General features: G+C 61.8%; 22 protein-coding genes and 1 pseudogene. 4 read left to right on the forward strand and 19 right to left on the reverse strand.

The window, feature by feature from the left end; translation table 11 throughout:
• The 4 genes from MKZ91_RS25935 to MKZ91_RS25950 all read right to left on the reverse strand — a co-directional run bounded on the left by MKZ91_RS25935 (position 1) and on the right by MKZ91_RS25950 (position 4,759).
• Entirely contained in the window at positions 1-1,581 is a 1,581-nt protein-coding gene (locus tag MKZ91_RS25935; RefSeq protein WP_336173915.1) for a hydantoinase B/oxoprolinase family protein, read from the reverse strand.
• Complete coding sequence (locus MKZ91_RS25940) at positions 1,578-3,590, reverse strand: hydantoinase/oxoprolinase family protein (protein WP_336173916.1); 2,013 nt, start codon at positions 3,588-3,590, stop codon at positions 1,578-1,580. Before MKZ91_RS25940 ends, MKZ91_RS25935 begins: the two co-directional genes overlap by 4 nt.
• Positions 3,591-3,648: 58 nt before the next feature.
• Positions 3,649-3,987, reverse strand: a complete 339-nt coding sequence (locus MKZ91_RS25945; RefSeq protein WP_336173917.1) for an antibiotic biosynthesis monooxygenase family protein — start codon at positions 3,985-3,987, stop codon at positions 3,649-3,651.
• A 184-nt stretch (positions 3,988-4,171) separates the two neighbouring features.
• Positions 4,172-4,759, reverse strand: a complete 588-nt coding sequence (locus tag MKZ91_RS25950; protein ID WP_336173918.1) for a helix-turn-helix domain-containing protein — start codon at positions 4,757-4,759, stop codon at positions 4,172-4,174.
• 570 nt (positions 4,760-5,329) lie between these two features.
• Between MKZ91_RS25950 and MKZ91_RS25955 the strand changes: the two genes are divergently transcribed.
• A complete protein-coding gene (locus MKZ91_RS25955) occupies positions 5,330-6,133 on the forward strand; it encodes a L,D-transpeptidase (RefSeq protein ID WP_336173919.1) in 804 nt (267 codons plus the stop codon).
• Positions 6,134-6,288: 155 nt separating this feature from the next.
• On the opposite strand, the gene MKZ91_RS25960 is transcribed toward MKZ91_RS25955, so the two are convergent.
• From MKZ91_RS25960 to MKZ91_RS26005, 10 genes are all read right to left on the reverse strand, one after another.
• Positions 6,289-7,041, reverse strand: coding sequence for an SDR family NAD(P)-dependent oxidoreductase (locus MKZ91_RS25960; RefSeq protein WP_336173920.1), 753 nt, complete (start codon positions 7,039-7,041; stop codon positions 6,289-6,291).
• 5 nt (positions 7,042-7,046) lie between these two features.
• Positions 7,047-7,799: an SDR family NAD(P)-dependent oxidoreductase gene (locus tag MKZ91_RS25965; protein WP_336173921.1), complete on the reverse strand. Its 753-nt coding sequence runs from the start codon at positions 7,797-7,799 to the stop codon at positions 7,047-7,049.
• Positions 7,796-8,827: a proline racemase family protein gene (locus MKZ91_RS25970; RefSeq protein ID WP_336173922.1), complete on the reverse strand. Its 1,032-nt coding sequence runs from the start codon at positions 8,825-8,827 to the stop codon at positions 7,796-7,798. Before MKZ91_RS25970 ends, MKZ91_RS25965 begins: the two co-directional genes overlap by 4 nt.
• Positions 8,824-10,293 (reverse strand): aldehyde dehydrogenase family protein, encoded by a 1,470-nt coding sequence (locus MKZ91_RS25975; protein WP_336173923.1) that lies wholly within the window; start codon positions 10,291-10,293, stop codon positions 8,824-8,826. The genes MKZ91_RS25970 and MKZ91_RS25975 overlap by 4 nt, the downstream gene beginning before the upstream one ends.
• A 36-nt stretch (positions 10,294-10,329) precedes the next feature.
• Positions 10,330-11,562, reverse strand: coding sequence for an NAD(P)/FAD-dependent oxidoreductase (locus MKZ91_RS25980; protein WP_336173924.1), 1,233 nt, complete (start codon positions 11,560-11,562; stop codon positions 10,330-10,332).
• Between the two features lie 63 nt (positions 11,563-11,625).
• Positions 11,626-12,504 carry a dihydrodipicolinate synthase family protein gene (locus MKZ91_RS25985; RefSeq protein ID WP_336173925.1) on the reverse strand — a complete coding sequence of 293 codons (879 nt, stop codon included), beginning with the start codon at positions 12,502-12,504 and terminating at the stop codon, positions 11,626-11,628.
• A gap of 35 nt (positions 12,505-12,539) precedes the next feature.
• Entirely contained in the window at positions 12,540-13,205 is a 666-nt protein-coding gene (locus MKZ91_RS25990; RefSeq protein ID WP_336173926.1) for an amino acid ABC transporter permease, read from the reverse strand.
• Between the two features lie 10 nt (positions 13,206-13,215).
• A complete protein-coding gene (locus tag MKZ91_RS25995; RefSeq protein ID WP_336173927.1) occupies positions 13,216-13,884 on the reverse strand; it encodes an amino acid ABC transporter permease in 669 nt (222 codons plus the stop codon).
• Positions 13,885-13,895: 11 nt separating this feature from the next.
• Positions 13,896-14,666 carry an amino acid ABC transporter ATP-binding protein gene (locus MKZ91_RS26000; RefSeq protein ID WP_336173928.1) on the reverse strand — a complete coding sequence of 257 codons (771 nt, stop codon included), beginning with the start codon at positions 14,664-14,666 and terminating at the stop codon, positions 13,896-13,898.
• A 74-nt stretch (positions 14,667-14,740) separates the two neighbouring features.
• Positions 14,741-15,571: a substrate-binding periplasmic protein gene (locus MKZ91_RS26005; protein WP_336173929.1), complete on the reverse strand. Its 831-nt coding sequence runs from the start codon at positions 15,569-15,571 to the stop codon at positions 14,741-14,743.
• A gap of 199 nt (positions 15,572-15,770) precedes the next feature.
• On the opposite strand from MKZ91_RS26005, the gene MKZ91_RS26010 reads away from it, so the two are divergent.
• Entirely contained in the window at positions 15,771-16,490 is a 720-nt protein-coding gene (locus tag MKZ91_RS26010; protein ID WP_336173930.1) for a GntR family transcriptional regulator, read from the forward strand.
• Between the two features lie 85 nt (positions 16,491-16,575).
• Here the strand turns inward: MKZ91_RS26010 and MKZ91_RS26015 are convergent, their stop codons facing one another.
• The 3 genes from MKZ91_RS26015 to MKZ91_RS26025 form a co-directional block, all read right to left on the reverse strand.
• A complete protein-coding gene (locus MKZ91_RS26015; protein WP_336173931.1) occupies positions 16,576-17,970 on the reverse strand; it encodes a sulfite oxidase in 1,395 nt (464 codons plus the stop codon).
• Between the two features lie 481 nt (positions 17,971-18,451).
• On the reverse strand, positions 18,452-19,366 hold the full coding sequence (locus MKZ91_RS26020) for a DUF6929 family protein (RefSeq protein ID WP_336173932.1): 915 nt from the start codon (positions 19,364-19,366) through the stop codon (positions 18,452-18,454).
• Between the two features lie 463 nt (positions 19,367-19,829).
• A complete protein-coding gene (locus MKZ91_RS26025) occupies positions 19,830-20,741 on the reverse strand; it encodes a LysR substrate-binding domain-containing protein (RefSeq protein ID WP_336173933.1) in 912 nt (303 codons plus the stop codon).
• A 121-nt stretch (positions 20,742-20,862) separates the two neighbouring features.
• On the opposite strand from MKZ91_RS26025, the gene MKZ91_RS26030 reads away from it, so the two are divergent.
• Both MKZ91_RS26030 and MKZ91_RS26035 read left to right on the forward strand, forming a co-directional pair.
• Positions 20,863-22,116, forward strand: coding sequence for an aromatic ring-hydroxylating oxygenase subunit alpha (locus tag MKZ91_RS26030; protein ID WP_336173934.1), 1,254 nt, complete (start codon positions 20,863-20,865; stop codon positions 22,114-22,116).
• Positions 22,106-23,191 (forward strand): FAD-binding oxidoreductase, encoded by a 1,086-nt coding sequence (locus tag MKZ91_RS26035; protein WP_336173935.1) that lies wholly within the window; start codon positions 22,106-22,108, stop codon positions 23,189-23,191. Before MKZ91_RS26030 ends, MKZ91_RS26035 begins: the two co-directional genes overlap by 11 nt.
• Positions 23,192-23,238: 47 nt before the next feature.
• Here MKZ91_RS26035 and gfa read toward each other — a convergent pair whose 3' ends face one another.
• Together gfa and MKZ91_RS26045 are read right to left on the reverse strand one after the other, a co-directional pair.
• Positions 23,239-23,811: an S-(hydroxymethyl)glutathione synthase gene (gene gfa, locus MKZ91_RS26040; protein ID WP_336173936.1), complete on the reverse strand. Its 573-nt coding sequence runs from the start codon at positions 23,809-23,811 to the stop codon at positions 23,239-23,241.
• A gap of 116 nt (positions 23,812-23,927) precedes the next feature.
• Positions 23,928-24,143: pseudogene (locus MKZ91_RS26045) on the reverse strand (S-(hydroxymethyl)glutathione dehydrogenase); the annotation flags it as partial.

Below are 24,143 nucleotides of genomic sequence, written 5' to 3' on the forward strand. Positions count from 1 at the left end.
TCAGGCCGCCCTGCCGAAGCCGCCTCCGCCGCCGGTCATGATCGACAGCCGATCGCCCACAGCGAGCGAGATTCCGTTGGCTTTCAGAAGATCGTCCCGGTTGAAGCTGCCTGAGATTTCCACACGCGGCGGCAGGCCGGGCTCGCCGCCCATCAGCCCCCAGGCAGGCGTTACCGACCGATCCAGCCAGAGATAGATCTGGGTCGGCGCGTCGAAACGGTAGCGCCGCACGATACCGCAACCGCCGCGATGCTGACCGGCCCCACCGGAACCGTCGCGAATGGCATATTCGGTGACGGTCACCGGATAGCGCGCTTCCAACGCCTCTACCGGTGTGTTCCGGAAGCTGCCGTTGAGCACATTGATGACGCCATCGGCACCGTCGGCCTTGGCCGATGCCCCCCATCCGCCGGCATGCGCCTCAACGCACATGTAAGACTGGTTCGGATCCCGTGGGTCCTGACCGGCGAAGTAGGTGATCATCGAGTCACCGAACTGCGCAGCGGTGACGCGATCGGGCAAGACGGCGGAAAACGCGCTGATGAAGAGGTCGATCAAGAGACCGAACGACGAGTAGTACCAGGCACAGGCCGACGGCTCGAGCGCGTCATGCAGCGATCCCGGCCGGGTGATGATCTCGATGTTGCGGAAACAACCGCCATCAAACGAGCGCTCCGGCGCCAGGAGCATCTTGTAGGCGACCCTGAGTGCGGCAACCGTCTGGGCGCGACCGCAGTTGATCGGTCCTCGCGTGGCGTCGGGACTTTCGCTGAGGTCGACGACCAGCCGCTCACCCTTGACATGGACCTTGATTGCGATCGGAACCGGCTGGCCTATCACGATGCCATCATTGTCCAGATAACCCTTGCCTTCGTAGGTTCCGTCAGGAATTGCCGCGACCGATTGGCGATCGGCCATCTCGCTTTGACGGAAGATCTCGTCGCGGCAGGCCTCGACGGTGGCAAGGCCGAAGCGATTGATGATCTCCAGCATGCGCCGCTGACCCGTGCGGCAGGCGGCGATCATCGCGTTGATGTCACCAACGATCAGATCCTTGCTGCGGCTGTTCCGGCGAATGATGTCGATGATGTCTTCGACCGGGCCATACTTGTTGCCGATCTTCACCGGCCCGAAGCGTGTCCCTTCCTGATAGACCTCGGTGGTCTCGGTTCCGCCGCCAGGATCACGCCCACCGACATCGGTGACGTCGGCACGTGCCGCAACATAGCCAACCAACTCGCCTTCGAGAAACAGCGGCGCGAACATCGTCACGTCGGTAAGATGCGTTCCCTGAATATAGGGGTCGTTGAAGAAGACGATATCGCCTTCCTGAAGCCAGGCTTTCCCGCCACGCAGCCGTACTGCTTCCTTGACCGCCTGATCGAGACTGCCGAGGAAGAGAGGCAGGCCGCTCGACTGGCCAAGAACGTCGGCATTGCGGTCGAGCAGCGCGACGGCGGCATCGCCATTTTCATAGATCAGCGGCTGAAAGGCAGATCGCAGCAAGGTCGCCAGCATGTCGTCTGCCGCGGACAGGAACAGGTTTCGAACGATCTCGGTTGTAACGACGTCGACGGTCATGAGTTGATCTTCCTGAGGATAAGAGTACCGAACTGTTGTTGACGCGCGGCCCATCCGGGCGGCACCAGCGTGGTCGAACCATCTTCCAAAATGATCGCTGGGCCGGTGATGACGTCCTGACGCTCGAGGGCTTCGCGATGGACGATGCGCGCCTCATGGCGCTTGCCGTCGATCGTCACGGTCCGCTTCGTTTCGCCTCGCCCTTCAGCCGGCGTTTGACGGTCGATGAAATCGGCACCGATCCTCCCGGTCGCGGCAAGCCGCATCTGGACGAGTTCGACCGGGGCACCCGGCATCGCGTGCCCGAAGCGCTGACGATAGGTGTCGTGGAACGCCTGCAGCAGACTTTCCGGATCGACCATCTCTACGGAGACCGGATGGGCCTGGCCGGCATAGCGCATCTCCACTGTCGCGATGTAGCTGGATGCCGCTTCCTCGACACGTTCCTCCTTCAGAAGGCGGGCGCCCTGCTCACGAAGCAGATCATGTGTCCGCTGCAACAGCGAACTGGCATTCGGGTCATGGGCGAGACCGCTGAGCGGCGCCGAGACGTCATGGCGAATATCGGCATGCAGCATGCCCCAGGCGGACAGGACGCCCGTGCCGAAGGGAACAATGACCTCGGAGATGCCGAGTTCGTCAGCCAGGGCCGCGCCGTGCAACGGACCTGCCCCACCAAAGGCAAGGAGCGAGAAGTCGCGGGGATCGATGCCGCGGCGCATCGTCAATGTGCGGATGGCATTGGCCATCATCGCGTTTGCTACCGCGAGCACACCGGCCGCGGCCGCGTCAACGTCGATACCGAGGTCGTGGGCAAGCGACCCCATCGCCTCCCGGGCGGCGTGAACATCAAGGTTCATACGACCGCCAAGGAACCAGTCTGGATCAATCCGCCCCAAGAGAAGCTGCGCATCCGTAACGGTCGGCTGCGTTCCGCCGAGCCCGTAGCAGGCTGGACCCGGATTGGCGCCGGCGCTCAACGGCCCGACGCGCAATCCGCCAGCCTCCGCCCGTGCGATCGATCCGCCGCCAGCACCGATCGTGTGCAATTCCACCACCGGCATCTTCATCACGTTGTCGGCGATATCGCCTTCCGCAGACAGGGTCATTCGCCCGCCGATCACCAGGCTCACGTCCGACGAGGTGCCGCCCATATCGATCGCGATGATGTTCGGCCGGTTCAACGACTTCGAAATGGTCTCGGCGGCAACCACTCCGCCGGCCGGACCCGACAGGATCGTCTGAATGGGCTGACGCGCAACGAGTTCGGCCGAACAAATGCCGCCGCTCGAACGCATCACGTGCAGGGGTGCTACACATTCCCGCGCGCCAAGTTCGCTTACAAGTGCGGCAAGATAGGTTTCGACCGTGCGGGCAACATAACCCGTTGCGACTGTCGTCGACGTCCTCTCGAACTCTCCTTGCTCCGGCGCGATTTCGTGCGAAAGCACCACGGAGACCTGCGGTAGCCGCTTCTGCAGCAGGGCCCTGAATTCCAGCTCATGCGCAGGGTTCTTGTGGGCGTGTAAAAAGCATACGGCGACGCTGCGCACGCCTTCGGCGCTCAGCCACCCCGCAAACTTGTCGACGTCCGCCACGTCAAGTCGTGCCTCGACGTTGCCATCATGACGAATGCGCTCGCGAACCGTATAAATGTCCTGCGGGGCAACAAGCGGATCGGGCTTTTTGGGCTTGAGGCTCCAGATGTCCTTGTTGCCTGCTCGCCCGAGCGACAGCACATCGTGAAATCCTTCAGTGGTCACGAGCGCGATCCGCTCGCCGGTACGGGACAGAATGGCGTTCAGTCCCGCCGTGGTGCCATGGACGAGAAAATCGATATCCCTGGCAATGCCAAGTTCATCCAAGCCTCGCAGCATGCCCTTTGCAGGCTCACGGGGTGTGCTCAGCACCTTGTATGTTCGAGTGCTGTTCGCGTGGGTATCCATGATGACGATATCAGTGAACGTTCCTCCGATATCGACCCCGACACGCAAATGGGGCGAACTCATTTCTTCCTCCAATTCTATCATGTATTCAGTGGATTACGCGTTCGAGCGCAGCCGCCGGCTAGCGGGATACGGATGTGTTCTGGTGCGTGGCGAGGCGTGCAACCTCGTAGAGCCTCGCAGGCCCCACCACGCCACCCTCTTCGGCAAGCAACGGCAGCATCTGCACGCCATCCTCGTGTCGCCCGGCAGAGCAAAGCCAAGTCCGGTAGCTCTCGACCGACGCCCAGAGCGCCGTCACAAGGACTTCTTCGCCATCAGGCAAAAGGTTCTGAATCTCGACGCCGAGGCACCCCGGAGATGCCAGGGCCCGCTCCGGGATCTTTCGGGCCTCGAAGAACCGGACCAACTCCTGGCTCTGCCCCGCTTTTGGCTTCAAACTCAGCACACTTCTAATCATGAGCTTCTCGCTGTCAGTTTGGGTTGGCGCTGGCGCAAACCCGTTGAGCCTGTTCGGATCACTTTCTTGAGCCAACGAAGGGTCGTCTTCCGTCGGCGGACACCGGCGGAAAGTGCGACTGCGCTGGATCTGAATGTCGTCGTTGCGCGCTCTTACTCAGTGAGCGCCCGGTGCTTGCCGGCGATTAGGCGTTGGTTTCCGCCACGTCTCCGAAGTACTCCATCGTGCACGTGTGGAGCATCACCGCGATGCGGTCTGTATGGTTCCAGGTCGTGTGCGTTCGGGTCGATGCGAAGTGCAGGGAATCGCCCTGCTCCAGCACATAAACCGTACCCTCCACCTCGACGGTCAGCGCGCCCTCGACCATGAAGATGAACTCCTCTCCCTCGTGGTGCATCGGCTCGGTGCGGCGCCCCGGCGGCTCGGTAATGAGGGCGCTGCTCAAGACACTTCCGGGAAACTTGGTGGAGAGGCGCTCGTAGGTCGCGGAGTTCGGGCCGATCGCGTATGGGACCCGCTTGTTGTGGCGGGTTTCGGCACTGTCCCCGGCCGGCTGATCCAAAAACAGATTGATGGAACTGTCGAGCGCACGCGACAACGCGACCAGTGAAGTGAGCGACGGCATCGTCTGGCCGCGCTCGATCTGGGAAATGAAGCTAAAGGAGAGTCCCGACTTCTCGGCAACCTCCTTCAGGGTAAGCTTCAGCTCCTTTCGCCGACGGCGCAACCGTTCCGTTAGCGGCGTAGCGCCGGAGCCGATCGTCTGGTCCACAGTAAATCCCTCCCAGAATTGTGCTGTGGCTACAATTTCATGCAAACCGGCGCCGCCGTCAAGAGAAATTGTGATGTGGGTACAATTTTGTTGCCGTTGGCAATCCAAGCAACGTTCACTGAAGAAAACCGCCGGATCACGGAGCCCTTGAACCGTTCGATCGCCTTCGAAAGGCGCATTTTCCGTCGGATCGAAATTTCCTTCGGGCTGACCTGACGATGTTTCATCGGCTGCCGTGTGAACACCTCAAGCGCGTCGTCGGAGAATTGCTGGCCGCGTCCAACAAGCGCGTCGGGCGACGAGCAACTCACAGGGCGACGCTGACGCGCTCACTCAAGAAGGACGCGAAAGGCAAGTCGAAATCGATAGTTGAAGCCGAACACGCTCGGTCAGGCGGGATGGGAAGAGTTTGGCAAGGATCTGCGACTGGCGCTTTTGCTATCGCCAGCGCGAAGGCTGCGCCTTGGAGATCATCGACGAGGCTGGCTTCATGGCTTGTTAACCATGAATTGTGAAGATGTGCCCATCCGGTTGGCATGATGCCGACCGTTCCTATGGGGAAAATGGTGCATGCGTAAGCCGCAAGATCAGAAGCTATCCTCTGGCGCCCCCATCGAGCAGACCGGCTATATCGTCTCCCGCCGCACCGTGCTTTCCGGCCTCGGTATGATGACCCTGCTTGGCGCTTCCGGCTGCTCGCAGGCGCTCGAACTCCCGTCGCGGGGACCGATCGAGCCGTCTGGTGGTATGCCGCCTGCCGGCGTTGACCACATGCCGACCGGGTCCATCCGCCCGATCCCACCGATCAGCGTCGACAGCAACATCACCGACAATGGCACGATGTATGCTTCGATGATCGACAATGGTTTCGTGATCCCGGCAATCCCGTACCAGAAGGTCAGGCCGGAATTCCGGCGTCAGATCGTTATCGATCCGACCGGCGAGGCGCCGGGCACGATCGTGGTAAGGCTCAACGAGCGGCATCTCTATTGGGTGCAGGAAGGCGGCGAAGCGATCCGCTACGGCGTCGGCATCGGCAAGGCCGGCTTCGAATGGAACGGCCGCGCCGAGATCCAGTACACGAAGCAGTGGCCGACCTGGACGCCGCCCAAAGAGATGATCGCGCGCAAGCCGGAACTGGTGAAATGGTCGGGCGGCCAGCCGGGAGGGCTCGACAACCCGCTCGGCGCCCGCGCGCACTACATCTTTAAGGACGGCCACGACACTGGCTATCGCGTGCACGGCTCACCGGAATGGTGGACCATTGGCACTCAAGCATCTTCCGGCTGCGTGCGCATGATCAATCAGGACGTCATCGATCTCTACAACCGGGTCAAGGCGTCGCCGACCAAAGTCCCGATTGTGGTGGCGTGAAGCCTTCCGCGCCCAGTGCGCAGTAATCGCAGGACCATCTGCCATCCGCCCACCCCGACCAGCGACTAAGCGATATCGATGATGTCGTGGCGGGCAGCCGGCGGCCCGGCGTTTGCTAGGCATTCGGGAAGATGCCGATTGGCTTCAGCCTTGTGTCAGGCGACCGCCTGCGCGCCGGTGATTTCGACCAGCGATCCGCACATGAAGGCTGCCTCATCGGACGCCAGGAAGGCGACCAAAGCGGCGACTTCCTCCGGCTTGCCGATGCGGCCAAAAGGTACGAGCTTGTCGAGATCAGCGATCGTTCTTCCCGAGCGCTTTACGCCGGCTTCCAGCATGGGCGTGTGAATTTCGCCCGGGCAGACGGCGTTGACGCGGATCTTGTTCGGCGCGTAGTCGCGGGCAAGGTTCTGGGTGAAACTCGCGACAGCTGCCTTCGTCACGTTATAGGCAATGTGGTTGGGCGCCGGATAAAGCCCCCATTGGGACGCCGTGTTGACGATGGCGCCGCCGCCCGCCTCGATCATATGAGGCAGTGCTGCCTGGCACAGATGGAACATGGCATCGACATTGACCGCAAAGCTCAGCCGCCAATCCTCCGGCGCCAGCGCGAGAAGATTGCCGCGGCGGTTGAGACCGGCATTGTTGCAGAGCACATCGACGCGCCCTTCGGTCGAGATGACATTTTCGATGATGGCGCGGCAGCCGTCAGCGACGGAGATATCGCTTTCGAGCGCTCGCGCGTTGCCGCCCTTGCCGACGATCTCCGCGACAGCGGCCTCGGCGCCCTCCCCGTCCATATCGGTGACGACGACCCTGGCGCCCTCGGCCGCAAAACGGGCGCTGATGGCCGCGCCGATGCCGCCTGCGGCACCGGTGACGACTACGATCTTGTCCTTGAAACGCATGGAATTTACCTCAAATAGCTGCCGCCGTTCACGTCGAGCACAGCGCCATTGAGGGAGGCCTGCGACGGACGGAAGGCAAATGCAGTGATCTCGCCGATCTCTTCAGGCGCAGCCATCCTGGCGATGGGGATGCCGGCCAATGCCGCAGCCTCGCCGTGCTCGGCGATATAGACTTCGGCCATTTCAGTGCGCACCCATCCGGGCGCCAGTGCCACCGCCGTCACGCCCTCATGGCCGTGGCTTAGCGCGATGGACTTGGTGAGGTTGATCAGCGCCGCCTTCGAGGCGCCGTAAGCCATGGCGCTGGAGGTGTAGCCGCGCTGTCCGGCGCGGCTTGCCATGTTGACGATCCGCCCACCGCCATGGGCGCGGAAATGCAGTATGGCGAGTTTGGACAGATCGACCGCCGAGAGGAAATTGACCCGCATTTCTCGCGCCCAGGCCCGCTGCCACTCATCCATGGGCGCATCGACCGCAACCTCCGAGCGGATGCCGGCATTGTTGACCAGACCAGTAAGCCTGCCGGCAACGGAGACGGCCTGATCCCACAGGGCTTGAGGGCCGGCCGGATCCGCCAGATCAGCCGGCACGCACGAGCCTCTGCCGTCGAGCGCGTTCACAAGCGCCTCGGCAGCATCGCGATTACGGCCGTAATGGACGACGACATTTGCTCCGTCAGCCACCAACGCACGGCAGATCGCCTGCCCGATGGCACCGGTCGCACCCGTTACAAGAATGGTTTGTCCAGAAAGTTTCATAGTTCCCCCACCTGCGGTCCCCAAGTGTCCGACATGGCAAACCCTTGAGCGAATGGGTCATGCGGATCCAGCCGCAACTGCTGGCGGCCGAAGACGTAGCCCTGACCCGTGATACGCGGCAGAACCGCCGGCCGGTCGCCGACCGTGGTCTCGCCCAGGATCTCGGCGGTGAACGTGCCACCGATGATGCTGTGCGAAGCACGCTTGTCGCCGATCCGCGCCTCGCCCCGCGCATGGAGGACGGCAAGGTTGGCGGAGGATCCGGTGCCGCAAGGCGAACGATCGACACGACCCGGCTTCAGCGTTGTGCACGTCACCACGGAGCCGTCGTGCTGATACTGCCGGAACATCACGTAGGCAATCTCGTTAAGGCCGGGGATTTCAGGATGGCTCACGGCGACCTGATCGGTAAGCAGCGACTTGATCTCGGTCCCCGCCTCGGCAAGTGCGCGGGCAGCCCCCGGCACGATGCGAAGCCCGACCTGATCCACATCGATCTGCGCATAGAAGACGCCGCCAAAGGCGACGTCGCCCTTGATCCGCCCCCATCTCGGCGTGTCGATGGCGACATCGAGTTGCTGAACGAATGCTGGTACATTGTCGAGGCTGACCGAAAGGCACCGGCCGTTTTCGCACCGCGCCCGCGCGACGATCAGCCCGGCGGCCGTGTCGAGCCGCACGATGGTTTCCGGTTCGATCATTTCCACCCGGCCGCTTTCCAAGAGCGCGGTCACCACGCAGATGCAGTTGGACCCCGACATCGGATGGGCGCGGTCCGGCTGTAAGACGATGAAGGCAGCATCCGCGTCCGGCCGGGTCGGATCGAGCAGCAGGTTTGTCGTATGGACAACTTGTGCCCGCGGTTCGCGCGTCAGGAACAGGCGCAATGACGGGTCGACGTTGTTCAGATGGTTCATCTTTTCAAGAATGGTGACGCCCGGAATCTCGGGCGCACCACCGATCAGGACATTGCCGCTTTCCCCCTGGCAATGGACAAGCAGGATATCGAGGGCCTTGTCGAAGGTCATTTCAGGTACCACCCCCAGGGCTCGTCGCTGACGAGGCGGGTGATCTGTTTGGTCTCGAGATAGTTGTCGAGGCCCCAGCGGCCAAGCTCGCGCCCGATGCCCGATTGCTTGTAGCCACCCCACGGCGCCTCGGTGAAGGTCGGCTGCGAGCAATTGATCCAGACGATGCCCGCCTGGAAGGCCGCGGCCACACGCTCGCAGCGTTCGTCATCGGCCGACATGACTGCTGCCGCAAGGCCGAAGCGCGAGTCGTTTGCGAGGCGGATTGCTTCCTCCTCGGTCACGAACGGACGGACACAGACGACGGGACCGAAGATCTCCTCGACCCAGGCATCGCTTTCTAGCGTCATGTCGGTGAGGATCGTCGGCGCGACCCAGAAGCCCTTGCCGAAGCCGTCGTATCGGCCACCGCAGGCAACTTTTGCGCCCTGTTCGACGGCGCGCTCGATGTGGCCTAGGACATCCTCGTACTGTCCCTTGTTGACGAGCGGCCCGAGCAGCGTTCCCTCGTCGAGGCCGTTGCCGATCTTGATTTTTCTGGCTTCCTCGACCAGCCGCTCCAGGAGCTTCGGGTAGAGGGGTGCCTCCACCAGAACCCGGGAGGTCGCCGAACACACCTGCCCCTGGTTCCAGAAGATCCCGAACATGATCCATTCGACGGCTTTCTCGATATCGCTGTCAGCAAAGACAACGAAGGGAGACTTGCCGCCGAGTTCGAGGCTGATGCGTTTGATGTCCTTGGCACCGGCGGCCATGATGCGGGAGCCGACCGGGCCCGATCCGGTGAAAGCCACCTTGTCCACCTGCGGATGCTCGACCAGCGCCTGGCCGACGACCGACCCCTTGCCGGAGAGGATGTTCAGCACCCCTTTGGGAAGACCTGCAGCTTGCGCGATCGCGCCGAGTTCCAGCGCCGTCAGCGAAGTGGTTTCAGCGGGTTTCAGGATCATGGTGCAGCCGGCCGCAAGCGCCGGCGCCACCTTCCACGAGGCCATGAGAAGCGGGTAGTTCCAGGGAACGATGGCGACCGCGACGCCGAGCGGCTCGCGCACGGCCTTGGAGACGAAGCGCTGATCCGCAAGCTTCACCTCTTCGACCTCGCCATCCAGTTCCTCGGCGAGGTCAGCGTAGAACTCGAAGCAGCCGGCGGCGTCCGCCAGGTCCCACTCCGACTCAGGCAACGGCTTCCCGTTGTCGCGGGTTTCCAGACGCGCCAGCTCCGGCAGGCGATCACGGATGCCCCGCGCCATCGCGCGCAGATATCTTGCCCGCTCCTTGCCCGAAAGGCGCGGCCAAGGCCCGTTGTCGAAGGCTTCGCGGGCCGCCCGCACGGCCGCTTCAGCCTCTGCAGCGCCGGCGGCGGCGATATGGTGAAAGACCTCTTCGGTCGCTGGATCGATGACGGGAAGCATGCTTCCGTCGGCTGGTGCGATCCATTGTCCGTCGATGAAAAGCTTGTTCTGCATGGTGTCCTCACTGGATGCGTTTGTGCGGGCCGCGCGTCAGAAACGGTCGACACGATAGGGGCGCATGTCGATGGGCGGCGTGCGGCCGGCGATGAGGTCGCCCGTCAGGCGTGCGGTCGTTGCCGCGTAGGTGACCCCCAGATGACCGTGGCCGGTGGCGTAAAAGACGCCGGGTGTTTTGGCCGAGGCCGACATGACAGGCACGGTGTCCGGAAACGCCGGACGATGGCCCATCCACTCGGTAAAATTCTCGCAGCGCAGGTTCGGCAATGCCGTTTGCGCCCGCCGCACGGTGATCTTCGAGCGGCGATAGTCGGGTGCGGCATCAAGGCCTGCCATCTCGACCGTGCCGCCGACACGGATACCGCCTGCCGTCGGCGTCACCATGAAGGCGCGGGCTGGCCAGATGATCGAGTGGCGCATGGAAACGCCGGGGGCCATGATCTGGGTGTGATAGCCACGCTCGGTTTCGAGCGGCATTGGTTCGCCCAGCATTTTCGACAGCAGTCCGCTATGGGCGCCAGCGCAAATCACGACCTCATCGGCGGCGATCGGGTCTCCGCCGATGAGCCGGACGGCCGTGATGCGGTCTGACCGTTCGAAACCGGCGACGGCGCCGCGACGGAATTCGCCACCGAGCGTGGTGAACCTTTGCTCAAGGCTCGTGACCAGGCGGAACGGGTCGCGCAGGCTCCGGTTCTGCGGAAAGAGTACGGCGATGCCGATCCCGTCCGACAGCTCCGGCTCCAATTCCCGTGCCTCGGCACCTGTCAGACGCCGATGCGGAAAGTCGAAACGTTCGAGGATTTCGATATGTTCGCGGTCGGCGCGGAACTCCGCTTCGTTGCTGTAGAGCGACAGGCAGCCCTCTTCCGTCAATTCGCCTCCCAGCCCGGTCTCACGCAAGAGAGGCAGGAGATCGTCGTAGACGCGCCTGCAGAGAGCTGCACCATCGGCTTCCAACTGCCGAAGCTTGGCCGGTCGCGAGGCGGCGACAAAGCGCGCGAACCAGGGCAGCAATCTGGGCATGTAGCCCGGGCGGACACGCACAGGGCCCTCCGGATCGAGCATCCACCCGGGGATCTGCTTCCAGATCGACGGGCGCGATGCCGGCATGAACTCCGTCACGGCGATCGACGCCATGTTGCCATAGGATGCGCCGCGCCCGACCTCGCCCTTGTCGAGCAAGATCACCCGCCGCCCCCGCTTTTGCAGTTCGTAGGCGATGGTTGTACCGATGATGCCTGCGCCGACAACGACGGTGGTCATGCTAGCCTTGCTCCTGCTCGTTTTCCTTGGATGGCGGCTGGACGTCCGCCCGACCGCACTCGCTCACCAATTGAGGATCGGCTCCATGGCGGCCCGGAATTCAGCCTTCTCCTCGTCGGTCAGCGCCCCGAGCGGTGCGCGGCATTCGCCGACCGGGGTGCCCTGCACTTCGCAACCGTATTTGAGCTTCTGCACAAACTTGCCGGATTCCAGGATGTTCATCGCCTTGTAGAGCGTCGCCATCTGCTTTTTGGCCTTGGCGAGATCACCGGATTTGAAGGTCCGGTCGAGGTCGCAGACGGCCTTGGCCATGCAGTTGGCCGGACCACAAATCCAGCTCTCGGCGCCCCAGATCATGAAATCGAGCGCGATGTCGTCCGACCCGGAAACCAGCTGGATGCGTCCCTCGTACCGGGTCGCAATGCCGATGGCGCGCTGAAGCGAGCCGGAGCTTTCCTTGATGCCGATGATACGCGGGTCGTCGGCGAGCGCGTCGAGAACCTCCCAGCCAAGCTCCACGCCGTCCTTGTCCGGATAGCTGTAGAGCACGATATTCATGTCGGTCGCCTCAAGGACGGCCTTGAAGTGCGCCACCAGCTCGGCTTGGGTGGGCTTCGTATAGAAGGGCGTTGCGAGAAGCACGGCGTCGTAGCCCATCGCCTTGGCGCGAAGCGTGTTGGCAATGACGCCGGCAGTCGATGGCGCATTGGTGCCGGCGATCAGGATTTCGCCGGGCTTGGCGAATTCCTTGACGAACTTCAGCACCTCATCGCGCTCTTCATCGGACATGAAGCTGTATTCGCCCGAGGAGCCGCAGGGTACCCAACCCGTGACGCCCGCCGCCCGCAGATTGCTGAGGTGCTTTGCGAACGCCCCAAAGTCGATCTTGCCTTGGCGATCGAAGGGGGTGACGAGGGCGGGCATGACGCCTGAAAGTTTCATGGGAGTGTCTCCGTTCGTGGGATTGAAGCGTGGCATCAGACGGCCAGCCGTTTGAGGATGCGTCGCTCGATGATCGTGACGGCGCGCGTCAACGGAAAGGCGATGGCGAAATAGATGAGGGCGACGATCGTCAGTACTTCGATCGGCCGGGCGGTGTTGTTGGAGATGTTCTGGCCGACAAACATGAGATCGGCCATGCCGACCGCCGAAACGAGCGCGCTTTCCTTGAAAAGACTGACGCAGTTCGACAGGAGCGTCGGCACGGCGCGCAGCACCGCCTGCGGAAGGATGACGCTGGTGGTGCGCGCAAAGGAGGAAAGCCCGAGCGCCACGCAGGCATCGAGCTGCTCGCGACCCACGGATTTGAGCGAAGCCCGGAACGTCTCGCTGCTGATTGCACCCATATAAAGCGTCAGCGCAATCACGCCGGACGTCATGTTGGACAACTCGACGCCGAGGATCAGCGGCAGACAGAAGAAGATCCAGAAGAGTTGCACGAGCACCGGCGTGCCGCGGAAAAACTCGACATAGACGCTTGAGACGCCGCGCAGGATGGCACTCTTCGATGTTCTTGCAAGTGCGAGGACGAAGCCAAGAGCACAGCCGAGCACGATGCAGATCAGGGTCAGCTTGAGCGTCATCCAGAGGCCGACAAGAAGAGCCTCCTGGAACTTGAAGACGACGGCAAAGTTGAAGGTCATCGTTGTCTCCTCAGCTTGCCAGGGCTTCGCGGCGCCGTTCCAGGTAGCCAACGATCTGGGAGACCGGGAACGACACGGCGAAATAGAAGAGTGCGACGATGGTGAAGGTCTCGATCGGACGGTAGGTCTGCGTGGCCAAGGTCTTGCCCTGATACATCAGGTCCTGGACGGCAACGATTGCGACCAGTGCACTTTGTTGGAAGATGCTGATCCCGTTGGTCAGGAGAACCGGTATCGAATTGCGGACCGCCGTCGGAAGCACGATGTAGAGCACCCGCTGGAACGGAGTGAGGCCGAGTGCCACGCCGGCGTCGAGCTGCTCCCTTGGCACCGCCTGGATTGCCGCACGATAGGCCTCAGCGTTGAATGCCGCGAGATTGAGCCCAAGCGCCATGATGCCCATCGTCACCGATCCGAGGAACACGTTGAAGAGCATGGGTACACAGTAGAAGAACCACACGATCTGGATGATCGCCGGCGTGCAGCGGAAGAACTCGATGAAAAGCGTGACCGGTAGCCGGACCAGCGGCGAGCGGCTCATCACGAGCAATGCCAGCGCGAAGCCGAAGGTCAGTCCGATGGCATTGGCGGCGATCGTCAACTCGATGGTGACGAAGAGGCCATCCCACAGCGGTCCGAAATTTCGAAAGACGGACGCGAAGTCGAAACTGTAGTTCATCGTTCGTCCCTTTAGTGCTTGATGTGGAAGACCCGCTCGATGAATTCGCGTGTCCGCTCTTCCTTCGGCGAGCCGAGCACCTGTTCTGGAGGTCCGTCCTCGACAACCACGCCGCCGGCGCAAAAGATGACGCGCGATGCGATGTTCTTGGCGAACCACATGTCGTGGGTCACGATCACCATCGGCATCTGCTGGTTGGCCAGTTGCAGGATCACTTGCTCGACTTCGGCGACGAGCTCGGGATCAAGCGCGGATGTGACCTCGTCGAACAGCATGAGCTTCGGATCAAGCATGAGGGCGCGGGCAATGGCGACACGCTGCTTCTGGCCGCCGGACAGCTGAGCCGGGTAGAAACTGGCCTTCTGCGCAAGACCGAAACGCGTCAGCAGGGCCATCGCTCTTGCCTCGGCCTCGGCCTTCTTCTCTCCCCTCACCTTCATCGGCGCGAGGATCAGGTTGCCGATCACGTCGAGATGCGGAAACAGGGTGTAGTGCTGGAACACCATGCCGATCGAGCGGCGGACCTTGGCGTCGATGGCCGTCTTGCCGTTGCCATTGGCGGAAATGTAGGGCTTGCCGCCGAAGACGATGGAGCCGCTGTCGATCTGTTCGAGCCCCATCAGCACGCGCAGGAGCGTGGATTTGCCACCGCCGGACGGACCGATGACGACGACGCGGTCGCCCGCTTTCATCTCGATGTCCAAGCCCTGCAGCACCTTTACGACGCCGCCGTAGCTCTTGTGCAGTCCTTCGATCTTAACCAGCGCAGCGCTATCCGACATCGTGCAAACTCTCCACCTCAGGGACCTGGAAGAGGAGCCGCCATCGGCGGCTCCTTGGGGCTCGGTGACCGGGCTCAGTTTCCGGTCTTGAGGACGTCATCCACGGCCTTCTTAATCAGGGCATCCACGTGGCCAGTCGCGACCCGCTCCTCGAGGAAGATGTTGACCACTTCGACATCCGACGCGGAGAGCTGATGCGGCAAGCCGAAGGCGACGCCTTGTTTGGCGAGCGCCGGCGCCGGGTTGAGCGCAACCGCCCAATCCGGGTTCGACTGGGTGAAAAGCTGGTTGGTATCGGATGCATCGACCAGGATGTCGGCACGTCGAGAAACCACCGCCAGGCGCGTTTCGTCGTTGGTCGGCAGGCGCAGGATCGTGGCCGTCTTGACGGCTGCGGAGATCGCCTTGTCCTGGGCGGTGCCGGACATGACCGCAAGCGTGACGTCCGCCTTGTCGATGTCGGCAACGGAAGCTGCACTCGCTGGGATCTTCGGGTTGTCCTTGTTGTAGGCGAGCGAGATCTGGTACTCCATCGCCGGGACCGAGAACTGGACAGCCATGGCACGGGCCGGCGTGCGGTTCAGCGCCAGCGAAACATCCCATTTGCCGGCCTGAAGGCCCGCAACGATGTTGTCCCAAGTCGTGTCGACAAATTCGGGCTTCACCTGCAGCACTTCGGCGAATTCGCGGCAAAGGTCGGCAAAGAAGCCGGAGTATTCACCGCTTGCCGGATCGCGCATCACATAGGGCGGCGCAACAGCGGCGCCGCAGCGCAGCGTGCCGCTCTTCTGGACACCCTGCCAGTATCCATCAGCCGTCTCGGCCATTGCCGTGGTCGAAAGCCCGACCGTCAGGGCGAGCGCGGCCGTCGCCCGCAGAGCGGACGTCATCACATTTCTAAGCATGTGCATTCCCCATTTTTGAGCGCGTGAGATGCGCGGTTCCACCCGTCGGCTTTGGCCGTTCTTAGTGTCTTCTTGTCGGCTCCGTGTCGACTGGACAAGTTATGTCGTCTCCGTGTCGACAAAGTCAAGCGGAAAGTTTACGATTGCTGCGTGCCGATTTTTCTGGCCCAATGACCGGGAGAGACGGAAAGGGGCGTAAGTGTCTGACGAAATTGAAATGAAACGCGTGCGCGGCACCGGCTGGAAAAGCGTCTACGATACGCTGCGCAATGAGATCCTTGCCCTGACCCTGCCGCCGGGCCAGTTGCTCGACGAGATGACGCTCGCCGAACGCTTCGACATGTCACGGTCGCCTGTGCGCGAGGCCCTGATACGACTTGCCGGCGAAGATCTGGTGGTGACGCTCTCCAACCGCAGCACCATCGTCGCCCCCATCGAGGTGGCGAGCTTTCCAAAATATGTCGAGGCGCTCGACGTCGCCCAGCGCATGAACACGCGGCTCGCTGCAACATTGCGCACCGAAGCGGACCTCAAGATCATCGCGAAGCGTCAGAAGGAATTCGAAGTGGCGGTCAAAACCGGCATTCACCTGAAGATGTCGGAGGCCAACAAGCAGTTCCATATGGCCGTCGCCTATGCCGGCAAGAACGCTTATCTCGCGGCTTTCTACGAGCGGCTGCTCAACCAGGGCCAGCGCATGCTCCATCTGCATTTCGAGTATCTCGAACGCACCGGAGACGGTTATCTTCTGACCGACGAGCACGAGTTGATGCTGGAGGCGATCCGCGCCAAGGATGTCGAGCGCGCCGATGAACTGGCGCATGCCCATACCCGCCAGTTTCAGGACAACTTCATCGCCTTCCTGCGCGAAAACTACACCACCGAGGTATCCTTCGGTCAGCTGGTGGCAGCGGAATAGGCATGCCTCTTTCCGAACACGGCTTATCGGCACCGGCGCCATCACGGTTGCGCTGGTGCGCGGCCTTCTGGCCAACTTACCGCCTTCAGGTTACGTGCGCTGCAACCGAGTGGATCGAGTTGTTGCCGTACCCCAGCCGGTTCCACTCAGCGCGCTCAGGCTGAGTCCGGCCCGCCATGTCCGTGGCGCGCGCCCGCACGATGAGCGGCCCCGTCTGTTCAAGCCGCGTGATCAGCTCCCACCATTGCCAGGAAGAGGGCCGCCGCTCACCAAGGAGCCGCGCCTCGCGCCACGGACCGCCGTTCAGGCTGACGTCGACCCTGGATATGCTGCCTGCGCCCGACCACGCGACACCACGGATCGCGGTCTCGCCAAGCGGCAGGTTCTCCCCCTCATCAGGCGAAGATATCAGCGCTCGCACGTTCATGAGTTCCACGGGCGCGCGCTCATCGTGCCCGTTCCGGACCCAATGAAACCAGTATTTCTCCGTTTGATAGTGGGCCTTGCAGGGCTGATCGGTCACGACGATCTCGGTCAACCATTTGACGGAGGCCACCGCATACCAACCGGGCACGATCAGCCGCAACGGATAGCCATGCGGCGATGACAGCGGCTCGCCGTTCATCTCGTAGGCAAGAAGTGCGCCCGTTTCACGAACCTGGTCCAGGCTCAGACCACGTTCGAAACGAACCGGCGTGCCGTGCCCGTCGTCGAGGCCGCTATCCGCGCCGCGGAACGTGAGTTCCGTCGCCCCAGATTGCAGGCCCGCTCGCTCAAGCACTTCCATCAACGGAACGCCGGTCCATTCGGCGGTGCTGACGGCGCCCAGCCCCCAGGGTTCACCAGGCACGGCCGGATCGAAAAAGCTGCGGCCATTGCCGGCGCATTCCAGCGTCACCACGAGGCTTTCGGCATGAAGGTTGTGAAGCTCCCTCACGCACAGGCTCAAAGGCCTTTCGACCAGACCGCCGACCGAAAGCCGGTAGGCGTCACCGTCGAGGCTCGGGATATCGAAGTGGTTGCGCAGGTAAAACCGACCGTTGGGCATCACCGCCCCACCTGCAAGATCCGGCACCGACGTCTCACCGTTCAGCGGATGGACGCGGTGAATGAGAAGTCCGGCCTCGATGGCATCCTGGCAGGCGTCGGCGGGGTCGAGCAACGCGGCACAAACGTCCATCGCGCTGGCATCGCAGCCGCCGCCTGAAACCACGGCTGCCCACGACGTCGCCATGGTCACTTCGACCTGGCCTGCCTCGCGGAATGGGGCCAAATACGCGCCTAGAACCCTCTCATCCGCCGCTTCCGCGATCACGAGCAATGAATGTGAGCCCCGCGCAACTGCCTCCGCCTTGATCAGCACACCGTGGCGCGCGGCGCTTGCCCGGCTCAAATGGTTCAGCAGATTCACCCCCTTGGCCGGATCGCGCGCTGGGCACGTGCCAGGCGAGTGCTGATGACGCACAATAAACAGGGGCATAGAGAACTCCGTGCTACGCTGCGTCGGGCCCCGCTCGGTCCGAAAGCGGTCGCGTCGAACTGACGGCGCAGCCCAAGACTACCCCAACCCCGTGCAAGGCGCATAGGACCTGCCGCTGTTATTCGGCGCCAGTTTCCATTTCGCCACGTGACGAGCCCTGCTGAAGTCTGCATCCAATCAGCCTGTGAACCAACTATGCGCTACTGATCGCGGCTCGCCACGATATCCACGAAAGCCACAGGGTATAGCCCGTAAGGGCAATGGCGATGACACGCGCATTGTGCTAGCGCGCGTCAGCCGTTCTCGAACGGGGAGGAGGCGGTCAGAGGCCTGGCGCTTCAGTCAAGCGACGGGCCTCGAATGGGGTTTCAACGAATGCCGGGACATGAGTTCCGGCCCAAACATAGTACAGGGATCCTCCCGGCTCCGACGCTTTGCTTTGGTCGTCGCTCGCCCAAAATGAGCAGACGCCATCAGCGACCTAGCGAACAATACGTGTCGAAAACAACCCCGCTGGGATTTCGGGGTTGTCGGCATCGGTAACCAGCAGGAGGTCCAGAACCTCATCCTTCTGGGTCGCGTGTATGCCTTCTATCTTGTGGGGGTACTCGAGGTGATCAAAGGCAATGAGCTTTCCCCGCTCATCGATAATACCAACGCCGCCCCCGAGACACGGACCGTCGAGGTAGACATCTTTTGAGTTCTCGGCCACGGCACTGAATATCATGTCTCCATTGGGAAGGGGGGCCGCATCTGTGAAGCCGAACGGTGTTCCTCGGATAGCGCCGAGATCAAGGCGATCAACCGCGGTCGGTGCCATCGGCACGGATCGGTCATTCTCAAGCGCGTTCAGTACGGCGGACAGCGGATAACGAACGATGGCGTTGTCATTTTGGCGCCGATTGCCGCGCTGAAACAGCCGCAGTTCGTCACCGGCGACCACCGCGCCTTCGATGTTGAGCTCGCCAAATTCGCTCGAGATCGGATCGAGAATGAATGAGAGATCAACGGCTTTCGGAGCGGTGACTATGGCCCCGTGCGCGTCGACACCAAGCAAGACACCTCGCTTGCGCGTGGGCCGCGATCCTGAACCAATCGCAAGGAGGGCACCAGACGAAAATCCGCTGCACGGCGGGATGAAGGTCAGCGCTTCCAAATCAGGCTTCCGCTTCTTGCGGTCGGCCCTGGCCTCCGGTAGTTCGCCGTCAAACAAGCGGACCAAGTGACCCGGTCCTGAGCCGCGAACCGGAAAGACTCCAAGATGGAGTTCATCGTCCGCGATCACATAGAGCATCGAACCAAGGCATTCGAGCCCGCTTGCTGCACTCAGGTGCACGGTACGTGAAGATGAATTCGAGCGAACGTCCAGGTCACGCAACTTCTCAAGCTTGATCATGGCTGGTTTTGCTCCGCTGAAGCGACGAAGTTCAAGGATCCTATCTCTCGGGTGCTTGAACGGGCCGCCGTGAAATGGTCACTCATGCAAACCTCGATTTTCCCGGCGTCTATTAGGACGAAGAATGCGTTATGCAGGTCTTTCGCACGTAATCCCGACTATTGCATCCTTGGGCACTTCGTTTCCCTTCGAGCCCCCATCCTCGGATAAGACGAATTCTGAGCGTTTGTGCCCGGAAACTGAACTCTGGGGACCAAAAGCTTGGAGCGAACGGCCGTTGTCGGCGCCATAGATAGGCCCGACATTCCGGCGTCCAATCTCCCGCACTGGGGCAGCCCCGACCTTGCAAGCTCCTTGTCCGCATACAACTGGATGCTTCACAATAACGCCGGGCCTTTCAACATCGGGCCTGCTTGCAAACCACAGTGTCGGGGTGACAAGCCAGTTGAAAGGCCTCAGACGCTCAGCCCGCTAGGGCAGAAACCTCGCGCAACCACTCAATGAACAGCCGCCCGCTTTCCTTTCTTGGCCTCCTCGTCGGCACCACAACAAAATATGCGGCCCTGGTGCGGATGGATGCTTCGGTCAGGCGGACCAAACGGGCTTGTTGAACAAAATCGGAGACCAGGCGGCTCCAACCGAGCGCAATGCCTTGGCCATTCATCGCCGCATAAATCGCCTCGGTGTAGAAGCTGCATCGCAGACCACGGGACTTCTTCGGTGCCTTCACGGAAAAGGCCGCCAGCCACTCATCCCAGCCAGTCCAGGTCGGGTCCTCAATATCACTCGATATCAGCGGATGACCGACAAGATCTTGCGGTGTGCGGATCGGGTCGGCCGTGCGCAAATAGTCTGCGCTGCAGATCGGAAAGACTTCATCCTCGAACAAGAGTTCCGCCTGACCGTCCGACCAAGTGCCGGTTCCGTAGCGGATTGCCAGATCCACATCGCTGGCCTCGAAGCTCGTCCGGGCATCCTGCGTGATAATGCGGAGTTTAATTTCAGGGTAGGCGCGCGAAAACGCAGCGATCCTTGGCAGCAGCCAGAAGTGCGAGAAGGAGATGGTCGCCGAAATCGCCAATTCGTCGTCCGGCCCCTCCGACCGGAGGTCGGCCACTGTATCGGCAATAAGGTTGAATGCGTCGCCCGCCGCTGCTGATAGCAGCCTGCCCTTCTCCGTCAGCTCGATCTTGCGGTGGAGGCGCCGAAACAGGGGGAAACCAAAATCCTCTTCCAGCAAGTGGATCTGCCGGCTGATGGCCGCCTGCGTCACGCCGAGCTCCGTCGCCGCGCGGGTAAAACTGGACAAACGAGCCGCCGCCTCAAACGCTGTCAAGGCGGTGAGCGGCGGCAGTTTCTTCCTCAGGTTCACCATCGTCCTTCCATTACATCTGGTAATGTCATGCGCGTATATTTGTGCCGTTGAGCGACTAAAAATACTGAGCGATCCTTCCTTTCAGCCCGTCGGCCATTCGATCGGAACATAAGGTGGAATTATGCTGCAGACATTTGCTTCTCCCATATCGGCCCTGCTCGACGCAAGAGCCGAAGGCCATTCCCTTCCGGCCGGTCTCTATACGCGGGAGGACGTGTTCGAGGCAGATCTCGACGTCTTTTTCCGCCGCCATTGGATCTGTATCGGCCTTGAATGCGACGTGCCGGAGCCGGGCGATGCAACGGTTGTCGATATCGGCAAGACGGGCCTCATCCTGCTACGCGACGACGACGGCGAGATTCGCGTCATGCACAATGTCTGCCGCCACCGCGGCGCTCGGCTGCTCGATGCCGGAAAGACCATCGTTTCCAAGCTCGTCTGTCCCTATCACACCTGGACCTATGAGCTGACCGGCGAGCTGAGCTACGCGCCCCACATGGGCAAGGGCTTCGACAAGGAATGTCGCAGCCTCAAGCCAGTGAGATTCAAATCCGTCGGCGGCCTGATTTATGTTTGCCTGTCAGACAATCCGCCAGAGGACATCGACAGTCTCGTCGAGGTCATGGCCGAACGCCTTGCGCCCTACGACATCAGAAACGCGAAGGTCGCATATGAAACCGACGTGATCGAGCGGGGCAACTGGAAACTCACCATCGAGAACAATCGTGAATGCTACCACTGCTCCGCCAATCATCCCGAACTCTGCGTCTCCTTCGTCGACCTTGATTTTGGGTTCGACCCGGACGCGCTGAGTCCGGAAGATCGCGCCCAGGCCGAAGAGCATTTTTCGCTCTATGAGGAGCGTACCAGGCAATGGGAGGCCGACGGCTATCCGTCGGCAGCGGTCGAGCAACTGGTCGACTGCACGACGAATTTCCGCACGCAGCGGCTGATCATTTCGGGCGCCGGCGAATCCCAGACCCCCGATGCAACCGCCGCCTCGGCAAAGCTGCTTGGCACCATGTCGCGCAAGGATCTCGGCGACATGCATCTCTGGGGACACAACAGCTGGAACCATTTCATGGGCGATCATGCCGTCGTTTCGATCGTCATTCCGCTCTCCGCGGACAGGACGCTGGTGCGCACGAAATGGCTCGTGCACAAGGACGCTGTCGAAGGCGTCGACTACGACCTTGAGAAGCTGACCAACGTCTGGATCGCCACGACCGATCAGGACGCTGAACTCGTCGCCCGCTCCCATGCCGGCGTCGAGGATCCCGCCTACGTGCCAGGCCCCTATTCTCCCTTCTCCGAAACCAACCTCGACAAGTTCGCGTCGTGGTACATCGACCGGATGCGCGCCCATGGATACTAAGAGCAGCTTTTCTACAGCCGAGCATCTTGAGCTTGGCGATTTGTGGAGCCGCGACACGGATGAAGATCTGGTTTGCGTCGATGTCCATCAGGAAACGCACGACGTGAAGACGTTCACCTTCGCGTCGACGCAGGGCAAGCGCTTTGCCTTCGAGGCCGGTCAATACTTCCTGTTCGACCTCGATGTCGGCGGCGAACCGGAAAGCCGTTGCTACAGCATCTCGTCGTCGCCGAAGCGCAGCAATGCATTCTCGGTTACGGTCAAGCGTGTGGCCGGTGGCAAGATCTCAAACTGGTTTCACGACAAGCTGACGGTCAATGCCAAGATCAAGGCGAACGGGCCCCTCGGCCAATTCACGCGCCCGAACGCAAGGAAGTATCTGCTTCTATCCGCAGGATCAGGGATTACGCCTGTCATGGCGATGGTCCGCGAGCTTGCCGACACATGCGAGCCTGTCGACGTCGTCTTCATGCATGCGGCGCGAACGCCGAAAGACCTCATCTTCCGCGATGAACTCGCCACGCTCGCCAATCGGGTGAAGGGCCTCCGGCTTCAGTTTCTGCCGGAACTCGTAGCCGGCGAGGCCAATTGGCCCGGACTGACCGGACGCATATCGCCGGCCTACATGAAACTTGCGGTGCCCGATATTGCCGAGCGCGTCGTGATGTGTTGCGGGCCCGCGCCGTTCATGACGGCAGCGCGCGCGATCACTGGCGAACTGGGCGTTCCCCCGCCGAACTACATCGAGGAAAGCTTTGATGCGGCCGCGATCGACGACGCTGATGTTGCCGTTGTCGAAGAGCCTGCCACCCGAACATTCCAGGTCGAGTTCTCCAAGCAGGCCCGAAGGATCGAAGTTGCCGGAGAGCAGACCGTTCTGTCCTGCGCAAAGAAGGCCGGAGTGAAGCTGCCATCATCCTGTTCGAACGGTGTTTGCGGCACATGCAAGTCCAAGCTCGTATCCGGCTCGGTCGAGATGAGCCACAATGGCGGCATACGGCAACGCGAGATCGATGCCGGGCTTTTCCTGCCCTGCTGCTCGAAGCCGTTGAGCGATCTCGTCATCGACCGCTAGGTCGCCAATCGCGTGGTCCCTGCCCGCCAAGGCTGGGCAGGCATATGTCATGCGGGAAGAGCGCCGCTCTTCTTCGCCGTCCATGTGGCGATCACGTCCATCAGGACGGGGTTGAGGCAATCATAGGGTTCAACTCCCAGCTCGCGCAGCCGAGCGCGCACGCCATCCATTTTTGCCGGATCGTAGCCGCTCTCGATGATCGAGGAGACGAAGGCGGCAAAGCCCGGCTTTGCCCAGCCGCTTTCCTGGAACCGTTCGGGGTGCAGGAAGGAAAGTCCCTTGAACGCATGATCGCGTTCGACCGGGCCGTACATGTGGACGCCGCAGTCCTTGCAGGCATGGCGCTGGATCAGCGCGTTCGGATCCACGACTGCAAGCTTGTCGCCGTTCTCCAGCACCTCGACATTGGCGGTCGGTGCGACGGCAACGACGGAGAACACGGCCCCCTCGGGCTTCCAGCATTTGGTGCAGCCGCAGGCGTGGTTGTGAGCGATATCGCCCTTGATGCGGACCTTTACGGGGTTGCTCGCACAGTTGCAGACGAGTGTGCCGCCCGAAAAGGCGGCATTCGTAGCCTTGAACCCATTGTCGAGGGATGGATGGATGGCAATGCTTGGCATGGGCTTCTCCTCCTTCGTGGCCGGAGCTTGATGCGCGGCCGATCTTTGGCGCCGTCGGCAGGCGGCCGACGACGCGATGGACGGATTGCATTCGTGATGCGGTCTTGAACCCGCGCTCAGTATAACACGACCGAGCGGATGCTTTCGCCGGAATGCATCAGTTCGAAGCCCTTGTTGATGTCCTCGAGCGGCATCGTGTGGGTGATCATCGGATCGATCTCGATCTTGCCCTCCATGTACCAGTCGACGATGTCAGGCACGTCGGTGCGGCCGCGCGCGCCGCCAAAGGCCGTTCCCATCCAGGTGCGGCCGGTGACGAGCTGGAACGGACG

The sequence above is a fragment of the Ensifer sp. MJa1 genome (assembly GCF_037026475.1).
GTDB lineage: Bacteria > Pseudomonadota > Alphaproteobacteria > Rhizobiales > Rhizobiaceae > Ensifer.